We start from the raw sequence: 22,298 nt of genomic DNA on the forward strand, positions 1-22,298 counted from the left end.
TTTGAAAATTAGGTTTGAACCTTTATAAATATGAAGAAGAAGCGCGGCCAAATGAGGCTATGGAATCCAAAGTGGTTTATACAGTCAAAAAAAAAGATAGTTCCCTATGAAGGAGACTATCTCTTTTTTGTTTTATCCCGCTTTAATGGGCAGTAAGACCCCCACCTCAAAATTCAGCGAAAACAAAGAAGTTAGGTGGGGGTCGGGCTGCCCATTAAAGTCCGATTGGTGAGAGCTGATTAAAGTTTCACTTTATTCTTTCCCATCTAAAAGACGTCCAAGTCCGCCTAAAACGCTGCCTTCACCGCTGTTTTGAGCTGCTGGGCTTGTAAGGCGTGCTGCTAAACGGCTAAGTGTTAAGGACTGAATCCAAACCGTTCCAGGACCTTCTAACGTTGCGAAGAATAAACCTTCGCCTCCAAATAGAGCTGTTTTTACTTTTCCAACGAATTGAACATCGTAGTTAACATCTTTTGTCATGGCAACGAGACAACCTGTATCGATGCGAAGTTTTTCGCCAGGTTTTAATTCACGCTTATATACAGTTCCGCCTGCATGCATGAAAGCGAGTCCGTCACCTTCAAGTTTCTGCATGATGAAACCTTCACCACCGAAGAAACCAGTTCCAATTTTTTTCGTAAACTCAATTCCGATAGAAACGCCTTTTGCTGCACAAAGAAACGCATCTTTTTGGCAAACTACTTTTCCTTGATATTCTGTTAAATCTACAGGAACAATCTTACCAGGATAAGGAGCAGCAAAAGATACGTGGCGCTTGCCATGACCTGTATTTGTAAAGACAGTCATAAACATACTTTCACCTGTAACAAGACGCTTACCAGCGCCCATTAATTTACCGAATAGACCACTAGATGGGCCAGAACCATCACCAAAAATGGTTTCCATTTCGATATGATCTTCCATCATCATCATTGCGCCAGCCTCTGCGATAACGCTTTCTTCTGGATCTAATTCAATTTCAACAAACTGCATATCATCGCCATATAATTTATACTCGATTTCATGTGCTTGCATTTTTTCACCTCATCATATGTAGTAATTATATTGTACCGAAATCAAAGAAATTAGAATACTGTAGATTTGTTAATTTTTAAATAAAACTAGAATGAAAATTTAAGGTTATACTAGGATTATAAAAAAAGATGGGTTGAAAGTGTTCTCATTTGACGTTTTTGATATAGCATGGTATAGTGAAAGCACTATTGAGCTACATAATGTGGTACGGAAATAAAGCACGTTGTATTAAAGGCTGTAAGCTTGTTATACATTCATGTCCTTTATATCCACCTTTTCATGTGGATTCATAGTTTCATTTTTATTTAGGAGGTACATGACATGCAAACAGGTAAAGTTAAATGGTTTAACGGCGAAAAAGGTTTTGGCTTCATCGAAGTTGAAGGCGGAGAAGACGTATTCGTACATTTCTCAGCTATCCAAGGCGAAGGCTTCAAAACTTTAGAAGAAGGTCAAGAAGTTTCTTTCGAAATCGTTGAAGGAAACCGCGGACCACAAGCAGCTAACGTTACAAAAAACTAATTAGCTAGCGATAAAAAGCATTCCGATGTTCGGAATGCTTTTTTTTATCCCGCTTTAATGGGCAGTAAGACCCCCAACTCAAAATTCAGCGAAAGCAAAGAAGTTAGGTGGGGGATGAAGAAAACCCCCACTGATTAAAGTTTCACTTTATTCTTTGGAACTCGATTCATTTGAGGATAATTCACCCTTAAAGGTACGCTCTTCAAAGTCATCAAGCATTTGTTCATATTCTTCATGCTCTTCCGTAGCGAAAACTTGTGGGTTTTTTCCATACATATCTGTACCGATAAAGTTTTCGAAATCCTCTACGTAGCCTACATTTTCCTCGCTATTTACGTACATGCCATTATAGTTTTTTGAATCTTGTCTTTCTAAATCAGACGGTGTTTCAGACGTTCCGTAATTGGCAACATCTTGCCATGCATCTTCCGCATCGTATTCAACAGAATGATCTTCATCATGTTTGTGGAAAGAAGGAGACAACACTTCTTCTTCGACCGGTCGTGTGTTCATATTTAACTTACTTGTCGTGTGCTGTATGCATGTTGTAGCAGTCGGCATTGCTTCTAATCTTTCAAATGGTATTTCTTCGCCAGACACTTCGCAAATGCCGTACGTACCCGCTTCTATTTTTTGCAGGGCATGTTTCGTATCCTCTAGCTGTTTATGCCAAAGTTCAATCAGCCCGAAGTCTTTTTCACGTTCATATAGCTCTGTTGCCATATCAGCTGGATGGTTATCGTAGCTAGATAATTCTCCAACAGAATCACGTTCAGATGCACGATCTTCATTTTCATGTGTTTGTATCGTTTGCTCTAGTTCTTGTTTTTGTTTTTCTAAAACAGATTTAAATTGATTTATTTGTTGTGGAGTTAACATAGTCGTCCACCTTCCTACAATTCAGTTTCTTTACATAGTATGAACGTTGCGAGTAGGAATTATGAGCTGAAATTGGTATATGAAAAAGGAGCCGCGTTAGCAGCTCCTTTTAAAGGAAGTATCCAAGTAGTAATCCGATTCCCATGAGGAGACCGAAGATTGTATTTGTTTTTGCTGTTGCAATCATTGCAGGTACCATTTCCATTGGAATGCTTTTGCCGATAAAGCCTTTCGTCGCTTTAAATGCTTTCGGTGCACTTAAAAATACGATGAGCATCCATGGTGATACGATGCCCACGATAATTAAAGCAATTGTCCAAATGTAGGAAACGATGAACATAGAAGCAAGTACACCAACGGCTCTTTCACGTCCAACGAGAATTGCTAACGTTTTACGGCCATTTTCTTTATCGCCATCTAAGTCACGAATGTTATTAGCTAGTAGAATGGCACCAATTAAAATCGAACTTGGAATAGATAGTAAAATGACTTCTGATGTTACAGTTCCAGTTTGAATAAAGAATGAAATCCCAATAATGATAACACCCATAAATAATCCGGCTGTTAACTCTCCAAATGGTGTATATGCAATTGGAAGTGGGCCACCTGTATAAAGGTAAGCAACGGTCATACAAACAAGACCGATTGCCGCAAGCCACCAGCTAGAATTCATGCAAATATAAACACCTAATAGTATTGCGATGCCGAAAAATCCAAATGCTAAGTTAAGCACCGTTTTTGGCTGAATGCCATCGCGAACGATAGCGCCGCCGATACCAACTGACCCTTCGTGATCAAGTCCTCTTTTATAATCAAAGTATTCATTAAACATGTTTGTTGCTGCTTGAATGAGAAGACAAGCAAGAAGCATCATAAGGAAAAGAGGGAGATGTATTTGATTTATGCCTCCGACCTGCATTGCATATGCTGTTCCGATGAAAACAGGAACGAAAGCTGCTGTTAATGTATGGGGACGTAGTAAACTCCACCAAATGCGCCAGCCTGTTTGCTTACTTGGCTTTGGCGCCGTAGGAGAGGAATTCGTTTCGACGTTCATTTCCATGTTGAATCCTCCTTTGGTCACATATTGTACACAACTAAGTGTAGAAAAAGCATCATTTAGTGTCAACGTTTATTTTCTAGGAAGAGAAGGTGAATTTCTCAGAAATGCTAAACGTTGACAGGCCTTTCGTTTGAGGTGTATCTTAAAATCAAGCGTAATTATGACTATTTTTCGCCCATAGGGGGGAGACAATTGTGATTCAAACGAAACAAAAAGGCTTGCAAGAAGTTCTTAGTGCAGCCATTAAGCGTGCAACTGATGAAAAAATATTGGTTAGTTTTGTAAAACAAATAGACTGGATGGATCCGCTTCTGTTTTATGCAGCAGGTAAAAGGATTGCATTCGAAAATAGATGTTATTTTGCAGACCCAGCTCAGCATGTAATATTTGCTGGAATTGGCTCTGTTTTCACTATAGCAACTGCTTCTCAAAAACGCTTTCAAACTACTCGTGACGAGTGGGATAAAGTAAAAGAGAAAGCATTTGTACAAAGAGAAAAATACGAATTTGGAACAGGTCCTCTTTTATTTGGTGGATTTTCATTTGATCAAGAAAAAGAGAAAACGGACTTATGGAAAGAGTTTGATGATACGACATTTTCACTACCAGCATTTTTATTAACTGTAAAAAATGAAAAAGCATGGTTAACAATGAATACATTCGTTTCAGCAACAGATTGTGCAGAAACTCTTTATAACGAAATTGTTTCTTTAGAAGAGAAAATTTTTGGGGAGAGTAAATGTGCACTAGAAGGATTGAAATTAACAGTTACTTCTAAAGTAGAAGTGGATCCAAAAGGCTGGATGAAGGCCATTGAGAAAGTGCAAGATGAGATGAAGCAGGGGAACGTGCAGAAGGTTGTATTAGCGAGGGAGCTAAAAATAGAGATGGATCATCATATTGATTCTGCTCTCGTTTTAGAAGCACTTCGCATAGGGCAACCAGATTGTTACGTATTTTCTTTTGATTATAAAGGAGCATGCTTCTTAGGAGCGACGCCAGAGAGATTAATTCGCAAAGAAGATGAGAAGTTTACTTCAATGTGTCTTGCTGGCTCAACTGGTCACGGTCAATCTATAGAAGAAAGTAAACGAAATAGTAATGCGCTTCTTCATGATGAAAAGAATTTAGCTGAACACGGTTATGTTGTGAACATGATCAGATCGGTATTAAATGAGCACTGCCAATCTGTTAATATTCCGGAAAGTCCGGGCTTATTAACAACGAAAAACTTAATTCATTTATATACGCCTGTGGAGGCAAAAGGCGATGCGAGTCTTTTAACAATGGTAGAAGAATTACATCCAACGCCAGCTCTTGGCGGGACACCTCGTTTGGAAGCGATGAAACTGATTCGTGATGTTGAATTGTTAGACAGAGGATTATATGGTGCACCGATTGGCTGGATAGATGATGAAGGAAATGGTGAGTTTGCGGTTGCGCTTCGCTGCGGATTATTAAATGGCGAGAAAGCATCCTTATTTGCCGGTTGTGGGATTGTAATTGATTCAGTACCGCAACTTGAATATGAAGAAACAAGTTTGAAGTTTAGACCGATGCTTGGTGCTTTGGAGGAATTAATGAAATGAACAATCATATAGAAGCATTGTCATATTATTTAGGCGCGTTCGTGGATGAACTGACGCGTCTAAATGTATGTGATGTTGTCATTAGTCCAGGCTCACGGTCAACACCGATTGCTTTGCTAATGGAACAACATGAAGGAATGAACACATATTTACATGTAGATGAAAGATCAGCAGGATTTTTTGCGCTCGGTATCGCAAAAGCGAAAAAACGTCCTGTTGCATTATTATGTACGTCAGGAACGGCAGCAGCGAACTACTATCCAGCTGTATGTGAAGCTTTTCATTCACGAGTGCCGCTTATCGTTTTAACGGCAGATAGACCGCATGAATTAAGAGATGTTGGTGCACCACAAGCGATGAATCAATTCAATTTATACGGTACATTTGTGAAGCAATTTACAGAGATGGCACTTCCAGAAGCGAGTGAAGCGATGTATCATTACGCTCGCATGACGACGCAGCGCACGATAGCAAGCGCACTTTTAGCGCCGCAAGGACCTGTTCATCTTAATTTTCCAGTTCGCGAACCACTTATCCCAGATTTCTCATTAGAAGGTTTATGGGATAAAGGACGCGGGGAATATACAGGAGTAGTTCAGCAAGGGAACGTGATGATGCCGAGTGAATATGTAGATTCTCTTGTAGGGCGCCTTTCACATATGGAAAAGGGGCTTATTATTTGTGGAGATGATAGTCATCCAGAAATCGCAGCGTTTGCAACGCAATTAGCTGAAAAAACGGGATATCCAATATTAGCGGATCCACTTTCTAATATTCGTAGTGGACATCACGATAAAACGATGGTAATCGATTGTTACGACACATTTTTACGAAATGAGCTGTTAAAGGAAACGTGGAAGCCAGAAGTTATGATTCGTTTTGGTGGTATGCCTGTTTCGAAGGCATTAACGCAGTTCATTAAAAAACAGACGAAAGCCGTTCATATCGTTGTTGAGGAATCTGGACAATGGAGAGATCCAGCTCTCGTTGCGACAGAAGTGGTCCAAGCGAGTGATATTGCATTTTGCAAGGCATTAATAGAAAAAATGCCAGTTATGAAAAAGAATGATTGGTCCCTAATGTGGCAACATATAAACGAAAAAACGAAGGAAACGCTTCGTGAAATGGAAACATATGATACTGCATTTGAAGGGAAAGTTATTACGGATATTGTCCGGGTATTACCAGAAGGGGCAACGTTATTTGCGAGTAATAGTATGCCAATTCGTGATACAGATTCATTCTTCTTCACATCGGACAAAAATATTCAAGTGATGGCAAACCGCGGTGTAAATGGGATTGATGGCATAATTTCGACAGCTTTAGGAGCAAGTATTATTTGCGATCCGCTCGTATTAGTTATTGGTGATTTATCATTTTATCACGATTTAAACGGGTTATTAGCTGCAAAATTACATGAATTAAACATAACGATTGTCGTTGTAAATAATGACGGTGGCGGTATTTTCTCATTCTTACCACAATATGAGAAAAAGGAACATTTCGAATCATTATTTGGAACGCCAATTGGTCTTGATTATGAGCATGTTGTCAAAATGTACGGCGGTTCATTTAGCCGTGTAAATGGTTGGGAGCAATTCCGAGAAGAGGTACAAAAAGGAACAAGGGCGGAAGGTTTACACGTTGTAGAAATTTGTACGAACCGTGATGAAAACTTAACATTGCACCGTAAATTATGGGCAAAAACGCAGGATGTAATTACTACATCGTTGCAAGGTGAATCAAAATGAACGTAACGCTGCAAGGTGTATCGTATGAATATGAAGTAGTCGGAAGCGGAGAACCACTTCTACTTCTTCATGGTTTTACGGGAAGCATGGAAACGTGGCGTTCTTTCGTTCCTTCTTGGAGCGAGCAATTTCAAGTCATTTTAGTAGACATTGTTGGGCACGGAAAAACGGAAAGTCCTAAAGATGTAATGCATTATGATATTCGAAATGTAGCATTGCAAATGAAAGAACTACTGGATTACCTTCATATTGAAAAAGCACACATACTTGGCTATTCAATGGGCGGTAGACTGGCGATTACGATGGCATGTTTATATCCGGAATATGTACATTCTCTTTTATTAGAAAATTGTACAGCTGGGCTCAAAAGTGAAGAGGACAGAAAAGAACGTCGTGAAAAAGATGAGCGACTTGCTCATAAAATTGAGCGAGAAGGCATCAATAGTTTTGTATCGATGTGGGAAAATATTCCGCTGTTTGAAACGCAAAAACGTTTAGCACAAAATGCACAAGAAGCGGTGCGAAACGAACGACTTGCTAACGATCCAAAAGGACTTGCAAATAGCTTGCGCGGCATGGGAACAGGGGCTCAGCCTTCATGGTGGGACGAGCTGCCAAACTTAAAAGTGCCTGCTCTTTTAATGAACGGGGAGTATGATGAAAAGTTCTTTCGCATATTAAAAAACATCGAAAAATGCGTCTCTGACGCGAAATTTGTCAAAATTGATGGTGCTGGCCATGCAATTCATGTGGAACAACCGGAAAAGTTTGATACAATAGTAAAGGGATTTCTAAAAACTATGCAGTGATGCTTTTTTCATCTAAGAAAGAAGTTGCACTTATAGAGGAGATCAGAAATATACAAGGAGGTAGTTGTAATGGCTATTGAATGGGTAAAAGAAGGCAATTACGAAGATATTATTTATTCAACATACAATGGTATCGCAAAGATTTCGATTAACCGTCCTGAAGTACATAACGCATTCCGTCCTAAAACGGTAATGGAGTTAATCAACGCTTTTGCACACGCTCGTGATGATGCAAATGTTGGCGTTATCATTTTAACAGGTGAAGGTGGACGTGCATTCTGTTCTGGCGGCGACCAAAAAGTTCGCGGTCATGGTGGATATGTAGGTGACGACCAAATCCCTCGTTTAAACGTATTAGACTTACAACGTCTAATTCGCGCAATTCCTAAACCAGTTATCGCAATGGTAGCAGGTTATGCAATCGGTGGTGGACACGTACTTCATATCGTATGTGACTTAACAATCGCTGCAGACAACGCTGTATTCGGACAAACAGGTCCTAAAGTAGGAAGCTTTGACGGTGGATACGGAGCTGGTTATTTAGCTCGTATGGTAGGCCACAAGAAAGCTCGCGAAATTTGGTACCTATGCCGTCAATACAACGCACAAGAAGCGCTTGATATGGGATTAGTAAACACAGTAGTACCATTAGAAGAGCTTGAAGCAGAAACAGTACAATGGGCACAAGAAATCTTAGCAAACAGCCCAATGGCACTTCGTTTCTTAAAAGCTGCATTCAACGCAGACACAGACGGTCTAGCTGGTATTCAACAACTAGCTGGAGATGCAACGTTATTGTACTACACAACTGACGAAGCAAAAGAAGGTCGCGACGCGTTCAAAGAAAAACGCAGTCCGGACTTCGGTCAATTCCCTCGTTTCCCGTGATCAAAAGCGGAAGCAGCTTGCTTAGAACAAGAGGGCGTTGGAACTCCTGATGTAGAGGCGCTTTTTGCCTCGTAGGAAGGCGTGAAACGACCGACTGTTCTAGCTGCTGTAGCTAGGTGTGATCAACCGGAAACAAAACAACTAAGAGACTTGATGTCATATCAAGTCTCTTTCTTTCATGAAAGGAGAATGGATGATGGAGACGATGCCAAATTGGTTAAAGCAACGTGCATTTTTAACACCAGATCGCACTGCAATTGAAATAGAGGAAGAGAAAGTTACTTTTATGCAGCTGCATGAAAAAGTAGTATCTGTTTGTGAACACCTCACACATGTAGGAGTGAAGCGTAGGCAAAAGGTGGCTGTTCTGATGAAAAATGGTATGGAGATGATTACAGTTATTCATGCCCTATCTTACGTAGGTGCAGTAGCTGTACTTTTAAATACGCGTCTTTCAAGAGAAGAGCTACTTTGGCAAATGGGTGATGCTGAAGTTGTTTGTTTAGTGACGGATCAAGATTTTGAGGCTAAAGATGTTCCTGTATATTCATTTGCTGAAGTGATGAATGGACCGAAGGCGGAAGCCTCTATACAAGAAGAATTCTCTTTAGAAGAAGCGATGACAATTATTTATACGTCTGGGACGACAGGAAAACCGAAAGGCGTTATTTTAACGTACGGCAATCACTGGGCAAGCGCAGTTGGTTCTTCGCTTAATTTAGGGCTTCGTGATGATGATTGCTGGTTAGCTTGTATGCCGATGTTCCACGTTGGTGGGTTATCTCTTTTGATGAAAAATATTATGTATGGCATGCGCATTTTACTCATTCCAAAATATGATGCTGATTTTATTCATAAAGCACTTCAAACGAGAGGCGTAACGATTATTTCTGTCGTTTCTAAAATGTTAACAGATCTATTAGAGAGACTAGGAGAAGAGACATATCCATCTTCTTTACGATGCATGTTACTTGGCGGAGGACCAGCGCCGAAACCGTTACTTGAAACATGTGTAGAAAAAGGAATTCCTGTGTATCAAACGTACGGTATGACAGAAACATCGTCGCAAATTTGTACGTTATCCGCAGATTACATGTTAACGAAAGTAGGATCAGCCGGGAAACCACTATTTCAGTGCCAACTTCGTATTGAAAAAGATGGCGTAGTAGTGCCGCCGTTTGCGGAAGGCGAGATCGTAGTAAAAGGATCAAACGTAACAGGCGGTTATTTTAACCGTGAAGATGCGACGCGCGAAACCATTCAAAATGGATGGCTTCATACTGGTGACCTCGGTTATTTAGACGAAGAAGGATTTTTATACGTATTAGATCGCCGCAGTGATTTAATTATTTCTGGCGGGGAAAATATATATCCGGCCCAAATTGAAGAAGTGTTGCTTTCTCATCCGATGGTAGCGGAAGCTGGTGTTGTCGGCATGACTGACGATAAATGGGGACAAGTACCCGCTGCTTTTGTTGTAAAAAGCGGAGAGGTAACAGAAGAAGAAATTCTTCATTTTTGCGAGGAGAAATTAGCGAAATATAAAGTGCCGAAAAAAGCGTGTTTCTTAGAGGAATTACCACGAAATGCTTCGAAAAAATTGTTAAGAAGAGAGTTAAGACAATTAGTGGAGGAGATGTAAGTGGAAATTAAAAAAGCGACACTGCATATAACGGAAATGCCACTCGTAATCCCGTTTGCTGCAAGCTACGGAACTTATGAGAAGCGTGAGAGCATCGTTATTGAATTAGAAGATACGGATGGACACATTGGATTCGGTGAGGTCGTTGCCTTCTCTGAACCGTGGTACACGGAAGAAACAGTGAAGACAGCGCTACATGTACTACAAGATTTTTTATTACCTGATTTATTAAAGGCTGAGATTTCTCATCCGAATGAAGTGCCAGGTTTGTTCCAGCATATAAAAAGAAACCGAATGGCAAAGGCCGGAATTGAAGGAGCTGTTTGGGATTTATATGCGAAGCGTGAACAGAAATCGCTAGCGACGTTACTTGGCGGAACTAGGGCTGAAATTGAAGTTGGTGTTGTGATTGGTATCAATACAATTTCGGTTATGTTAAAACAAATCGAGAAGTACGCAGAAGAAGGGTACGAGCGTTTTAAAGTGAAAATAAAGCCAGAGCATGATTACGAATTATTGAAAGAAATTCGTAAAGAGTTCCCGTGCATTCCGTTAATGGCTGATGCAAACTCAGCCTATACGTTAGCAGATACGGAGAAGCTGAAACGACTAGATGAATTTCAATTGATGATGATTGAACAACCGTTAGCGGATTACGATTTTCTCGACCATGCACAGTTGCAAAAGAAAATAGAAACGCCCATTTGTTTAGACGAAAGCATCCATAGTTTAGAAGACGCGCGCGTTGCGATTACGCTTGGCAGTTGCCGCATCGTTAATATTAAACCAGGGCGAGTGGGTGGATTAACAGAATCAATTCAAATCCATAATTATTGCATGGAGCATAATATCCCAGTTTGGTGCGGCGGTATGGTAGAGATGGGGATTTCACGAGCACAAAATGTTGCACTTGCTTCACTGCCGAACTTTACGATTCCAGGTGATATATCTGCCTCTAGTAGGCATTGGGAGAAGGATATTATTTCACCGGAAGTGATGCTTGAGGGCGGAAAAGTGATGGTGCCGCAAAGCATTGAAGCTGAGTATGAAGTAGATCGCGGAAGGCTGGCGGAAATTACGAAGCAGCGGATTATTTTGGAGCGGTAGGTTGAGGCTTTCAAATAGCGGGCGAATTTCGTCTGTAATTGTCGGTAAGTCGATATCCCTTGTCGAAACGTCGATATATTAAAAAAATCGTTGATATATTTCAAGTTGTGTTCGATATATTTGAAAAATCGTCGATATAATTTCACTTACTAAGGTTACTCCCGCGAGTAACCTTTTCGTATTGTACAAATTGGATAGACTAGTTTACAATCGAGCGTATACAAGGGGGAGTAATATGAAGCGCATTTCAATTTTAATAGCGGATGATGAGGCAGAAATTGCTGATTTAATTGAGATACATTTAGAAAAAGAAGGCTACCACGTTGTGAAAGCAGCTGATGGGGAAGAGGCAATTCATGTTATTGAAACGCAGCCAATCGACTTAGTGGTTTTAGATATTATGATGCCAAAAATGGATGGTTATGAAGTGACGCGTCAAATTCGCGCGAAGCATCATATGCCAATCATTTTCTTAAGTGCGAAAACGTCTGATTTTGATAAGGTGACAGGTCTTGTATTAGGTGCAGATGATTATATGACGAAACCTTTTACACCAATTGAATTAGTTGCGCGTGTAAATGCACAATTACGCCGATTTCTTACGTTAAATCAGCCGAAAGTAGCGGAGAGTAAATCTGCTTTAGAGGTAGGCGGAGTTGTTATTGATCCTGAGCGAAGAACTGTAAATGTGTACGGAGAACAAGTTGAATTAACACCGAAAGAGTTTGATATTTTGTATTTATTAGCGAGTCATCCGAAGAAAGTGTACAATGTAGAAAATATTTTTCAGCACGTATGGGCCGATGATTATTTTGAAGGCGGAAATACAGTTATGGTACATATTCGCACGTTGCGGAAAAAACTTGGGGAAGATAAAAGAAAGAATAAGTTAATAAAAACAGTGTGGGGAGTAGGTTATACTTTCAATGGCTAAAAAGATGAGAAGCTTTCGCTCGAAGATGGTTATGCTATTTGCGTTAAGTATGATATTTGCTGGTGGCGTAACGTATATCATTTATGAAGGATTACGGATCTATTATAAATTAGTCGTTCGTTTTGAAGATCCGTTAGCTCAATTTCGTTCTATGGTAAGACAAATTGGGGATGTTAATTTCTTTTTAATTATTTTCATCCCTCTATCCATTATGTTTTTCTTCTTCCTTACTAGACCGTATGTAAAATATTTTGATGAGATATCAAGCGGGATTCATCATTTGGCGAACGGAAATTTTTCAAATGAAGTGCGCGTGTCATCAAATGATGAGTTTGGATATATCGCACGTGAAATAAATGTAGCGAGTGAAAAATTAAAGGAAGCAGTAGAACGAGGAGACTTTGCAGAAAGTAGTAAAGACCAACTCATTGTTAACTTAGCTCACGATTTAAGAACGCCGTTAACATCTGTTTTAGGTTATTTAGATTTAATTCTTAAAGATGAGAATTTGACGAAGGAACAAATTAAACACTTTTCCACAATTGCTTTTACGAAATCCGAAAGGCTGGAAAGTTTAATTGATGAATTATTTGAAATCACAAGAATGAATTATGGGATGTTGCAGCTAGAAAAAAGATCAATTGATATAGGTGAATTGCTTATTCAGTTAGATGAAGAATTATATCCGTTATTAGAAAAGAAGGGTTTAGAAGCGAGATTACATATCGCACCGCATTTACCTATTAACGGTGACGGGAAATTGTTAGCGAGGGTATTTGAAAATCTTTTAACGAATGCAATTCGCTACGGATACGATGGGAAATTTGTTGATGTGAACGGATATATTGAAGGCGAAGAGGTAGTCGTACAAATTATTAATTACGGAGATAGCATTCCGGAAGAAGATTTACCGTATCTTTTTGATATGTTTTATACAGGTGATAAGGCAAGATCAGAGCAACAAGGTGGTACAGGCCTTGGGCTATTTATTGCGAAAAATATTGTTGAGCAGCATGACGGGACGATTTCTGCAGAAAGTAATGTGATTAGAACGATATTTGAAGTAAGGTTGCCAAAAGAAGAGAGCGAAGCAATTTAATAAAAATTTAAACTTTACCCCACTTTTTATTTTAATAGTTTTTTCTATTCTATACGTAAGTTACGTTAAGGAGGAACTAGGAATGAAAAAGTGGGTATTTATTTCTCTTTTTATACTATGTACAGTCTGCGTAGGTTTTTATATATCACCATTATTTCAAAAAGAGATCGATGTTAAAATTGCCGACAAAGATAATACGGTAAGAGCTGCGAATACGGAAAATATAGAGGTTACAAAAGAAGAAATTTATAAAGGGGATCTATTATTAGTTAACAAAGATTACCCAGTAAAAAAAGATAGTATTAGGTCCGATATTATAAATGTAAATCATAATAGTGAATTAGTAAGAGGTTATGTAATATTTGATAGAAATCTTCGCTTATCAAAGGATGTTGTGAGCAAGTTTTTGAACGTTGTCGATGCAGCTGGAAAAGATGGCGTGCAGCATTTCTTAATGAATAGCGGATATCGAGATTTTAAAGAGCAAGAAAAGTTATATGAAAAAATGGGCTCTGACTATGCACTTCCAGCAGGATACAGTGAACATAATTTAGGATTATCACTCGACGTTGGATCTACGCAAAAGAAAATGGAGAAAGCGCCTGAAGGAAAGTGGATTGAAGAGAATGTATGGAAGCACGGCTTTGTTTTACGCTATCCGAAAAATAAAAGCGATATTACAGGCATTCAATATGAGCCGTGGCATATACGTTATGTCGGCTTACCTCATAGTGCGATTATGCAAAAAGAGAAAATTACATTGGAGGAATACTTAGATTTCTTAAAAGAGAAAAAAGAAATTTCAACGAATGTAGAAGGTAAGAAATATACGGTTTCTTATTATAAAGTTTCTGGGAACAGGACAGTGAATGTTCCGGTAAATAAGCAGTATGAAATTTCGGGGAATAATATGGATGGGGTTATTGTGACGGTTCAGGAATAGATAATCTTGATTCTCCCATAATAGTGCTCTATTACGGGAGAATCAAATAGGGAAACAGATACAAATTTTTATATGACGAGGATTGTAATGAACACATTTTCAATGACGTTCATTCCGAGTAAAAAAGGTCGGAGCCTCATCAACATTCTTCAGCCATATATACTCCTGACTATGTAAGCTATCCTTCATCCAGACATCGCCTTTATATACATTTGTTTTCTTGCGAAGCCAAGTAAGATAAGGTCCAATAACTTGAGGGTCTTCATCACGTTCATTCTGTTTTGGGCATGAGATTTGTTTCTGTTCTTCTGTTTTTATATTGATTATATAAAGTGTTGTAAACATCGTCGGAACAGGGCCTTCTTTCCATGCCTTATTTTCTGTTGCACGAGCCACAACCACTTTGTTTGGTGAAAACCATTCTAAATCAAGGTCTACATAACCGACAGGTGTGTAGACCTTTTGTTGTTTTGCTGTTACCATGTCTGCCACTGTGAATTTTTTATTTTCTACAAAAAACCTTCCTTCTCCTGAAATATAGGTCAGTTGGTTGGCTGATGGAGCCCACTTCATCCAGTCTTTGAACCATAGCATGTTACCAATCGTTCGAAAGTGTTTCCCTTGTGATGAGATAACACATAATGTATTGCTATCCATTGCCAAAGAGGCAGTAGGACTAGCCAAAAAACTAATCCATTTTCCATCAGAACTCCACTTGAAATAGTTAGCGGTAATTGCAAATAAATCAGTTTCATTTGTTTGAATCGTATAAAAAGGCCTTATTTTATCTTTAGCAAGATTTGCATCTACAGGAATTTTATAAAGTGGAACCTTGCCCCATCCGGTCGGACGCAAGCAGGATTGTGAGGAAACGATAAATTCCTTTCCGTTCGGAAACCATTCGAAATCACTAACTCCCACTGATACATTTTCAAAGCCTTGTGGGCGACCATTTTTTGTTTTTGTAACGTTTAATAAACCTTGATCAGTGTAAGCTAATTGATTTTTATTTGGTGACCATTTAAAGTCAGATGTTACGACCCGTTCATAAGGCTGATAGTTTACTTTCTTCTTCGTATCATAAATGAATAAGTTAGACTTTTTCCCTGTTTCATCAATATCAATATAACCAATAAATCTCCCATCATAAGACCATTTTGGAGAATACACATATCGATTTTTTGTGATTTGTATTTCTTGATTTCCTTTCTTTATCCATAGCTGATGGTCCCGGATAAATGCAGCCGTAAGTGATGGAGGGGCTGCACTAACCGTTGTTGGTACATATAAAGTGATTAAGATTATCAATAATAAAATTCGAAATCTCAAGAATATCCCTCCTGCTTATAGATTGTCCGAATATGTAATGGAAACTCACATTTTAATATAAAATTAAACATTATAACGTTATATTTACTTCTCCCTTTTTTTATGTTACGCTAAACGTGTGAAAGAGATATATAATGAAATTTTAATGTAAGCGTATTCTTATGGCTTCTTATAGAAAAGGGTGGAAATACAATGACAGAACGATTCGTACTACGTAATGTGAAACGTGTGAACGGGGAAGAGGTTGACATTGTAATTGAAAATAATAAAATCGCACAGGTGACGAAAGCTGGTGCTGGTGAGGGTGGAAAGGTTCTTGATTACTCTGGTACTTACGTATCGAGTGGCTGGATTGATTTACACGTTCACGCTTTTCCAGAGTTTGATCCGTATGGCGATGAGGTAGATGAAATTGGCGTTAAGCAAGGGGTAACGACAATTGTTGATGCGGGTAGCTGCGGAGCTGATCGTATTGCAGATTTAGTAAAAAGTAGAGAACAGGCGAAAACGAATTTATTTGCCTTTTTAAATATTTCTCGCATCGGTTTGAAACGAATTGATGAATTATCCAATATGGAATGGATAGATAAAGAGAAAGTAATAGAAGCAGTAGAAAAGTATAAAGATGTAATCGTTGGGTTAAAGGCGAGAATGAGTAAAAGTGTCGTTTGTGATAGTGGAATTGAACCGCTTCATGTTGCACGATCTTTATCTCGTGAAACATCATTACCAATTATGGTACATATCGGTTCAGCACCTCCTCGCATTGAGGAAGTTGTACCTCTTTTAGAAAAAGATGATGTCATTACACATTACTTAAACGGGAAAGAAAATAATTTATTTGATGAAGAAGGCAAACCGCTACCTGTGTTACTAGATGCAGTGAAGCGCGGTGTGCATTTAGATGTTGGTCATGGTAATGCTAGTTTTTCTTTTAAAGTAGCAGAAGCGGCGAAGCGTCACGATATTGCCTTTAATACAATTAGTACAGATATTTACCGGAAGAACCGTATACACGGTCCAGTGTATAGTATGGCTCATGTTCTTTCGAAATTCCTTTACTTAGGTTATCCGCTAGAAGAAGTAATTGATGCGGTTACGAAAAATGCGGCAGAGTGGCTGAAAAAACCAGAGCTTGGCCGTATTCAAGAAGGCGATATTGCAAACTTAACTTTATTTACGGTGAAAGATGAGAAGGTTACGTTAATTGATTCAGAAGGGGATCAGCGCGTTGCTGAAAGAAGAATTGATACGAAAGGGGTTGTAATCAATGGGTCAGTCATTGAATGCTAAGTACGGATTAAAAAGAGTGATTAATGCGAGCGGTAGAATGAGTATTTTAGGTGTATCCGCTCCTACAGATACAGTTATGGATGCGATGAAACATGGTGGACAAAATTATGTAGAAATTGCTGATTTAGTAGATAAAGCGGGAGACCATATTGCGAGAATTCTAGATTCAGAGGCAGCGGTCGTTGTAAATTCAGCATCGAGCGGAATTGCACTTTCTATCGCTGGTATCGTTACAGAAGGAAATCGCCGTAAAAGTGAAAGACTTCATCAAGAAGTCATCGCGAAAAACGAAGTGATTATGTTAAAAGGTCATAACGTTCAATACGGCGCTCCTGTTGAAACGATGATTTATTTAGGCGGCGGTAAACTTGTAGAAGTTGGTTACGCAAATGAAGGGAAAGCAGAGCATATTGAAGATGCGATTGGTGAAAATACAGCAGCGATTCTGTATGTGAAATCCCATCATGCCGTGCAAAAAAATATGATTTCTGTTGAAGAAGCATGGGAAGTTGCGCAGCGAAATAACATACCACTTATCGTCGATGCGGCAGCTGAAGAAGATATTCAAAAATATGTGAAGTATTCAGACCTTGCTGTTTATAGCGGTTCAAAGGCAATTGAAGGACCAACTTCTGGTATTGTCGGCGGGAAACGAAAATATATTGAGTGGCTGAAAGTGCAATTACATTGTATCGGAAGAAGTATGAAAGTTGGGAAAGAAACAACTTTCGGCTTACTTCAAGCACTGGATGAGTACGGAGTAAAAGAAGATAAGAGTGAGCAAGAAAAAGAGTTGTTACAAGTGCTTATGCCACTTAAAGAATTAAACGGTGTAAATGTAACAATCGTGCAAGATGAAGCAGGAAGAGCAATCTTTAGAGCACGTATTCACATTAACGAGAATGAGTTAAATAAATCAGCAAAAGACGTTGTAACAGCATTAGGCGAAGGGGAAATTGCCATTTATACACGTGATTACGGCGTAAGACAAGGATTCTTTGATATTGATCCACGTCCACTTCAAGGTGATGACATACATATAATTGAAGAAAAAATGAGAGAAATTGTAGGGGGAAACTAAAATGACAAACATTCAAAAACGTTTTTATAAAGGCCGCGTAGCATTAAATGTATTAGCGAACAATATCCAAAATGCGAAAGATATTTTTGAAGCAGCAGAAGGTTATGTAGTAGTGGGAGTGTTATCAAAAGACTACCCAACAGTGGAAGAAGCAGTTACAGCGATGAAAGCATACGGAAAAGAAATTGATGACGCGGTATCAATCGGACTAGGAGCAGGAGATAATCGCCAAGCGGCAGTTGTAGCTGAAATTGCGAAGTATTATCCTGGTAGCCATATTAACCAAGTGTTCCCTTCAGTTGGAGCGACACGTGCAAATCTTGGCGGAAAAGATAGCTGGATTAATAGTTTAGTATCACCAACAGGAAAAGTAGGGTACGTAAATATTTCTACTGGTCCAATTAGTGCAGCTGGAGAAGAAAAAGCAATCGTTCCAATTAAAACAGCGATTGCACTTGTACGTGATATGGGCGGAAATTCATTGAAATACTTCCCAATGAAAGGTTTAGCTCATGAAGAAGAATATCGCGCAGTTGCGAAAGCTTGTGCGGAAGAAGGCTTTGCATTAGAACCAACAGGCGGAATTGATAAAGAAAACTTTGAAACAATTGTACGTATTGCGCTTGAAGCAAACGTAGAGCAAGTTATCCCGCACGTGTACTCTTCTATTATTGATAAAGAAACTGGTAATACGAAAGTAGAAGACGTTCGTGAATTATTAGCGGTAGTGAAGAAGTTAGTTGATCAATATGCGTAAGAAAATTGCAGCATTCGGCGAAGTAATGATGCGCCTGCAAGTGCCAGGATATGAATTGTTGTCGCAAGCAAATACGTTAAAATACTCATTTTCTGGTACAGGTGTGAACGTTGCAGCAGCACTTTCTCATCTAGGGCATGAAGGCTTTCTTATTTCAACCTTACCGGAAAACTCTGTTGGGGATGCTGCGATATCACATATTCAAAAGTTAGGCATTCGGGCGCCGTTTATTTCAAGAGGCGGTAAATATGTCGGCATGTACTTTTTAGAAAATGGATTTGGTGCACGTGCAAGCCTCGTTACATATTCAAATCGATTAGAAAGTAGCTTCAATACGGCGTCTGAAGAGATATACCAGTTTGAAGAAATCGCCAAGGAAATTGATATCGTTCATTTTTGCGGGATTACACTTGCGATGAATGATACGGTGCGCCATCATATGAAATCTTTAGCGAAAGCAGTTAAAGAAAACGGAGGCACTGTCGTTTTTGATTGCAATTATCGTCCATCGCTTTGGGGAGAAGATGGATATGAACAGGCGAAACCGCATTATGAAGAAATGCTAGCTCTTGCTGATATCGTTATGATGAATGAAAAAGATGCAATGTTCGTTCTTGGAATGAAAACAGAAGAGACGGAGCGAGAAGCACAACTTATTGATCTTATTCCAAAAGTGGCTGAAACATATCATATCGCTACAATTGCTGGTACACATCGCTCTATTAATAATGATAATACACATTCGCTTCGAGGGTTTATATGTAAAGATAGTGCGTTCACTTTTGCAAAAACACTTACGTTTTCTGTATATGATAGAATAGGTGCTGGAGATGCTTATACGAGCGGGGTTATTCATGGCGAGATAGAAGAGTTTGCACCAGAGAAAGCTGTTTCATTTGCGTCAGCAGCTGGAATGCTTGCACATACAATCGTCGGTGATACGCCAATGTCATCAGAGAAGGATATACTTCGGGCAATGACGGCATCAGTAGGTGATGTAGAAAGGTAGTGGGTGTAACGGTGAACGTAACGAGAAAAAAAGGACCATTATATTTACAAATAAAAAATATTATTCGTGATCGAATATTGCATGGTGTATATGCAATTCATACAAATATTCCTTCCGAACCGCAGTTAGAAGAAGAGTTCAAAGTAAGTAAAATTACAGTACGTAATGCGATTAAAGAACTTGCTCAAGAAGGATATTTGGAAAAGAAAAGCGGTAAAGGAACGAAAGTCATTCGTAATACTTCTGCGACAAAGTTGTCAAAGGGTAAGAAATTTACAGAAGTGTTAGTGGAAGAAGGATATAAAGTACAGAAGAAATTGCTAAAAGCAGAAGTCGTTCATAATGAAGAAGGAACAGTGCCGTTTCGATTATTCGGTAAGGAGAGTTTCCGTATCGAACGCTTATATGCGTTAAATGATGCACCGTACATTCATTATACGCACTATTTCTCAGCACACATGGCAAGTACAGATTTATCGGACTTTGATTTACAATCACTTTATGATTTAGTCGAGGACCGAGGTATACATTTAGAAAACTTCAGAGATGAATTCGCAGTTGGTGCCGCTCCTAATTTCGTTGCAGAAGCGTTAGGTGAAAAAGAAGGGACAGCGTTATTAAAACGTATGCGCTATTCTTACGATGAAGTTGGCGAAGTAATTGAATATAGCGAAGGCTACTACAATACAGAAATGCAGCATTATGTAGTGAATTATGACGTATAAAAAGAGGGTATTCGCCCTCTTTTTTTATAAAGTGGAACTTTAATTGGATTCATCCCGCGCCACTCAGGTGTTGCTGTCCATAAATACGGGGTAAAAGTAAGGGGAATGAGAGATGGATATATACTTATTAATCGTCACGTTACTTGCAATCGCGATTGTTATTTTAGGGGTATCATGGTGGAAATGGCATGCATTTATTAGTTTAACAGTTGCTAGTTTATTTTTAGCTATTATGTCTGGACTGAATTTAACGAAAATAGTGACTGCCTATGAAACTGGTGTTGGTAGTGTACTAGGGCATTTAGTTGGTATTTTAGCTCTCGGAACAATTTTAGGGAAAATGATGTCTGATTCAGGAGCAGGCATGCAAGTAGCAGATTTCTTTATTCGATTTTTCGGTGTGAAGAAACTACCTTGGGCTATGTTATTTGCAGGATTTGTTATAGGGATTCCAGTATTTTTTGAAGTGGGGATCGTCATTTTATTACCACTTGTTATTTCTATTCGAAAAACGACGAAGCAAAATATATTATTAATTGCGTTACCTGTTATTGCTGGATTATCTATTGTTCATGGGCTCGTGCCACCACATCCAGGGGCGATGACAGCAATCGGTATTTATAATGCAAATTTAGGAAAGGTACTTTTATATTCATTAATTATTGCGTTACCAACAGCCATTATTGCAGGGCCGATATTTGCAAAGTGGGTACATAAAAGGGTTATACCTGAAAATGAACCAGAGCTAGTTCGAGTTACGACTGTATCAACGGATTTACCAAGTCGTAAAGTTTCATTCTTTATTATTTTATTACCGGTTGTATTAATGATTTTATCAGTAGTTGCACCATATATTTCATTACCGAAAAAGTTGACTGAATTTTTCGTGTTTATAGGAAGTCCAGTAATTGCTTTACTTATTTCATGTTTCGCAGCATTTTATTTACTCGGAATAAGACAAGGAATTAATAAAAAGGTCATTAAAAAATTAACGGATGAAAGTTTATTGCCGGTCGGTTCCATTATTTTAATTATCGGTGCAGGCGGTGGATTTAAACAAATATTAATTGAAAGCGGCGTTGGAACAGCGATTGCACAAATGGCAGAACATATATCGTTATCACCAATAGTATTAGCTTTCATGGTAGCTGGATTAATTCGAATTGCAACAGGTTCAGCGACGGTAGCATTAACGACAGCAGCAGGAATTGTTTCACCTGTTATTCAGCACATGTCTGGCGTAAATTTAGAATTGCTCGTTATTGCAACGGGCGCGGGATCATTAATGTTTTCTCACGTAAATGATGCAGGGTTCTGGCTTGTAAAAGAGTATTTAGGATTAACGGTGAAGGAAACGTTTAAAACGTGGACGGTGCTGGAGACATTGTTATCATTTATTGCATTTGGCTTTGCGCTTTTATTGAATATGTTTATTTAAGAAGATACCTTAATTGGTATCTTTTTTTGATGAAGCCCATTTCCGAAAACAAGCCCGTTTTTAGATAAGCCAAGCTTCCTATTCGCCCTGAAAACATACTATAAATGGAATCCCCTCATTTAGAGCAAGGTGAACTTGTTATGAATGATACTAAAGGAGGAATATAGTAATGAGCGAAAAGTGTGAACACAGACATGATGATTGTAACCGCAGACATGGGTGCGGCGGCGGTTTTGCGCTTCTAATCGTATTGTTTATTTTATTAATTATCATCGGTGCTAGCTGCTTCGGCGGAGGCGGCGGTTGTGGTTATGGTGGTTACGGCGGTTATGGCGGCGGTTATGGTGGATATTGCTGCTAATTAAAAACTATTGAAAATAGCCTTGTGCATACTGCACAAGGCTA

At 39.0% G+C, this 22,298-nt stretch carries 21 protein-coding genes; 17 read left to right on the forward strand and 4 right to left on the reverse strand.

Annotation, left to right across the window (positions count from 1 at the left end; translation table 11 throughout):
• Window positions 1-252 precede the first annotated feature (252 nt).
• On the reverse strand, window positions 253-1,035 hold the full coding sequence (locus AABL52_RS03170) for a TIGR00266 family protein (RefSeq protein ID WP_341518890.1): 783 nt from the start codon (window positions 1,033-1,035) through the stop codon (window positions 253-255).
• A 321-nt stretch (window positions 1,036-1,356) separates the two neighbouring features.
• On the opposite strand from AABL52_RS03170, the gene cspD reads away from it, so the two are divergent.
• Window positions 1,357-1,557, forward strand: a complete 201-nt coding sequence (cspD, locus tag AABL52_RS03175; RefSeq protein WP_001193053.1) for a cold-shock protein CspD — start codon at window positions 1,357-1,359, stop codon at window positions 1,555-1,557.
• A 147-nt stretch (window positions 1,558-1,704) separates the two neighbouring features.
• On the opposite strand, the gene AABL52_RS03180 is transcribed toward cspD, so the two are convergent.
• Together AABL52_RS03180 and AABL52_RS03185 are read right to left on the reverse strand one after the other, a co-directional pair.
• The gene (locus tag AABL52_RS03180; RefSeq protein WP_000957370.1) at window positions 1,705-2,436 is read right to left on the reverse strand and encodes a yteA family sporulation protein; all 732 of its coding nucleotides are present in this window, start codon (window positions 2,434-2,436) and stop codon (window positions 1,705-1,707) included.
• Between the two features lie 109 nt (window positions 2,437-2,545).
• Window positions 2,546-3,499: a 1,4-dihydroxy-2-naphthoate polyprenyltransferase gene (locus AABL52_RS03185; RefSeq protein ID WP_097845766.1), complete on the reverse strand. Its 954-nt coding sequence runs from the start codon at window positions 3,497-3,499 to the stop codon at window positions 2,546-2,548.
• Window positions 3,500-3,693: 194 nt separating this feature from the next.
• Here AABL52_RS03185 and AABL52_RS03190 point away from each other — a divergent pair, with 194 nt between their 5' ends.
• The 9 genes from AABL52_RS03190 to AABL52_RS03230 all read left to right on the forward strand — a co-directional run bounded on the left by AABL52_RS03190 (window position 3,694) and on the right by AABL52_RS03230 (window position 14,261).
• Complete coding sequence (locus AABL52_RS03190) at window positions 3,694-5,088, forward strand: isochorismate synthase (protein ID WP_341518891.1); 1,395 nt, start codon at window positions 3,694-3,696, stop codon at window positions 5,086-5,088.
• Window positions 5,085-6,839 (forward strand): 2-succinyl-5-enolpyruvyl-6-hydroxy-3-cyclohexene-1-carboxylic-acid synthase, encoded by a 1,755-nt coding sequence (gene menD, locus AABL52_RS03195; RefSeq protein WP_341518892.1) that lies wholly within the window; start codon window positions 5,085-5,087, stop codon window positions 6,837-6,839. Before AABL52_RS03190 ends, menD begins: the two co-directional genes overlap by 4 nt.
• Window positions 6,836-7,648, forward strand: coding sequence for a 2-succinyl-6-hydroxy-2,4-cyclohexadiene-1-carboxylate synthase (gene menH, locus AABL52_RS03200; protein ID WP_001103379.1), 813 nt, complete (start codon window positions 6,836-6,838; stop codon window positions 7,646-7,648). The genes menD and menH overlap by 4 nt, the downstream gene beginning before the upstream one ends.
• Window positions 7,649-7,717: 69 nt before the next feature.
• Window positions 7,718-8,536 (forward strand): 1,4-dihydroxy-2-naphthoyl-CoA synthase, encoded by an 819-nt coding sequence (gene menB / locus AABL52_RS03205; RefSeq protein ID WP_016079909.1) that lies wholly within the window; start codon window positions 7,718-7,720, stop codon window positions 8,534-8,536.
• 196 nt (window positions 8,537-8,732) lie between these two features.
• Window positions 8,733-10,178 (forward strand): o-succinylbenzoate--CoA ligase, encoded by a 1,446-nt coding sequence (locus tag AABL52_RS03210; RefSeq protein ID WP_341518893.1) that lies wholly within the window; start codon window positions 8,733-8,735, stop codon window positions 10,176-10,178.
• Window positions 10,179-11,285 carry an o-succinylbenzoate synthase gene (menC, locus tag AABL52_RS03215; RefSeq protein ID WP_341518894.1) on the forward strand — a complete coding sequence of 369 codons (1,107 nt, stop codon included), beginning with the start codon at window positions 10,179-10,181 and terminating at the stop codon, window positions 11,283-11,285.
• Between the two features lie 235 nt (window positions 11,286-11,520).
• Window positions 11,521-12,219: a response regulator transcription factor gene (locus AABL52_RS03220; protein WP_098873483.1), complete on the forward strand. Its 699-nt coding sequence runs from the start codon at window positions 11,521-11,523 to the stop codon at window positions 12,217-12,219.
• Window positions 12,212-13,318 carry a HAMP domain-containing sensor histidine kinase gene (locus AABL52_RS03225; RefSeq protein WP_001085275.1) on the forward strand — a complete coding sequence of 369 codons (1,107 nt, stop codon included), beginning with the start codon at window positions 12,212-12,214 and terminating at the stop codon, window positions 13,316-13,318. The genes AABL52_RS03220 and AABL52_RS03225 overlap by 8 nt, the downstream gene beginning before the upstream one ends.
• An 82-nt stretch (window positions 13,319-13,400) precedes the next feature.
• A complete protein-coding gene (locus tag AABL52_RS03230) occupies window positions 13,401-14,261 on the forward strand; it encodes a M15 family metallopeptidase (RefSeq protein WP_341518895.1) in 861 nt (286 codons plus the stop codon).
• A gap of 99 nt (window positions 14,262-14,360) precedes the next feature.
• Here the strand turns inward: AABL52_RS03230 and AABL52_RS03235 are convergent, their stop codons facing one another.
• Window positions 14,361-15,590: a translocation protein TolB gene (locus tag AABL52_RS03235; RefSeq protein ID WP_341518896.1), complete on the reverse strand. Its 1,230-nt coding sequence runs from the start codon at window positions 15,588-15,590 to the stop codon at window positions 14,361-14,363.
• 192 nt (window positions 15,591-15,782) lie between these two features.
• Between AABL52_RS03235 and AABL52_RS03240 the strand changes: the two genes are divergently transcribed.
• The 7 genes from AABL52_RS03240 to AABL52_RS03270 all read left to right on the forward strand — a co-directional run bounded on the left by AABL52_RS03240 (window position 15,783) and on the right by AABL52_RS03270 (window position 22,254).
• A complete protein-coding gene (locus AABL52_RS03240) occupies window positions 15,783-16,883 on the forward strand; it encodes an amidohydrolase/deacetylase family metallohydrolase (protein ID WP_097845774.1) in 1,101 nt (366 codons plus the stop codon).
• Window positions 16,861-17,964 (forward strand): DgaE family pyridoxal phosphate-dependent ammonia lyase, encoded by a 1,104-nt coding sequence (locus AABL52_RS03245; protein WP_341518897.1) that lies wholly within the window; start codon window positions 16,861-16,863, stop codon window positions 17,962-17,964. The genes AABL52_RS03240 and AABL52_RS03245 overlap by 23 nt, the downstream gene beginning before the upstream one ends.
• A gap of 1 nt (window position 17,965) precedes the next feature.
• Complete coding sequence (dagF, locus tag AABL52_RS03250) at window positions 17,966-18,721, forward strand: 2-dehydro-3-deoxy-phosphogluconate aldolase (protein ID WP_000181934.1); 756 nt, start codon at window positions 17,966-17,968, stop codon at window positions 18,719-18,721.
• On the forward strand, window positions 18,714-19,730 hold the full coding sequence (locus AABL52_RS03255) for a sugar kinase (protein ID WP_341518898.1): 1,017 nt from the start codon (window positions 18,714-18,716) through the stop codon (window positions 19,728-19,730). The genes dagF and AABL52_RS03255 overlap by 8 nt, the downstream gene beginning before the upstream one ends.
• Window positions 19,730-20,455: a GntR family transcriptional regulator gene (locus tag AABL52_RS03260; protein WP_341518899.1), complete on the forward strand. Its 726-nt coding sequence runs from the start codon at window positions 19,730-19,732 to the stop codon at window positions 20,453-20,455. Before AABL52_RS03255 ends, AABL52_RS03260 begins: the two co-directional genes overlap by 1 nt.
• A gap of 112 nt (window positions 20,456-20,567) precedes the next feature.
• Window positions 20,568-21,893 (forward strand): gluconate permease GntP, encoded by a 1,326-nt coding sequence (gene gntP / locus AABL52_RS03265; protein WP_061677597.1) that lies wholly within the window; start codon window positions 20,568-20,570, stop codon window positions 21,891-21,893.
• Between the two features lie 169 nt (window positions 21,894-22,062).
• Window positions 22,063-22,254 carry a YjcZ family sporulation protein gene (locus AABL52_RS03270; RefSeq protein WP_001290393.1) on the forward strand — a complete coding sequence of 64 codons (192 nt, stop codon included), beginning with the start codon at window positions 22,063-22,065 and terminating at the stop codon, window positions 22,252-22,254.
• Window positions 22,255-22,298 lie beyond the last annotated feature (44 nt).

Source organism: Bacillus paramobilis (genome assembly GCF_038096195.1).
GTDB lineage: Bacteria > Bacillota > Bacilli > Bacillales > Bacillaceae_G > Bacillus_A > Bacillus_A mobilis.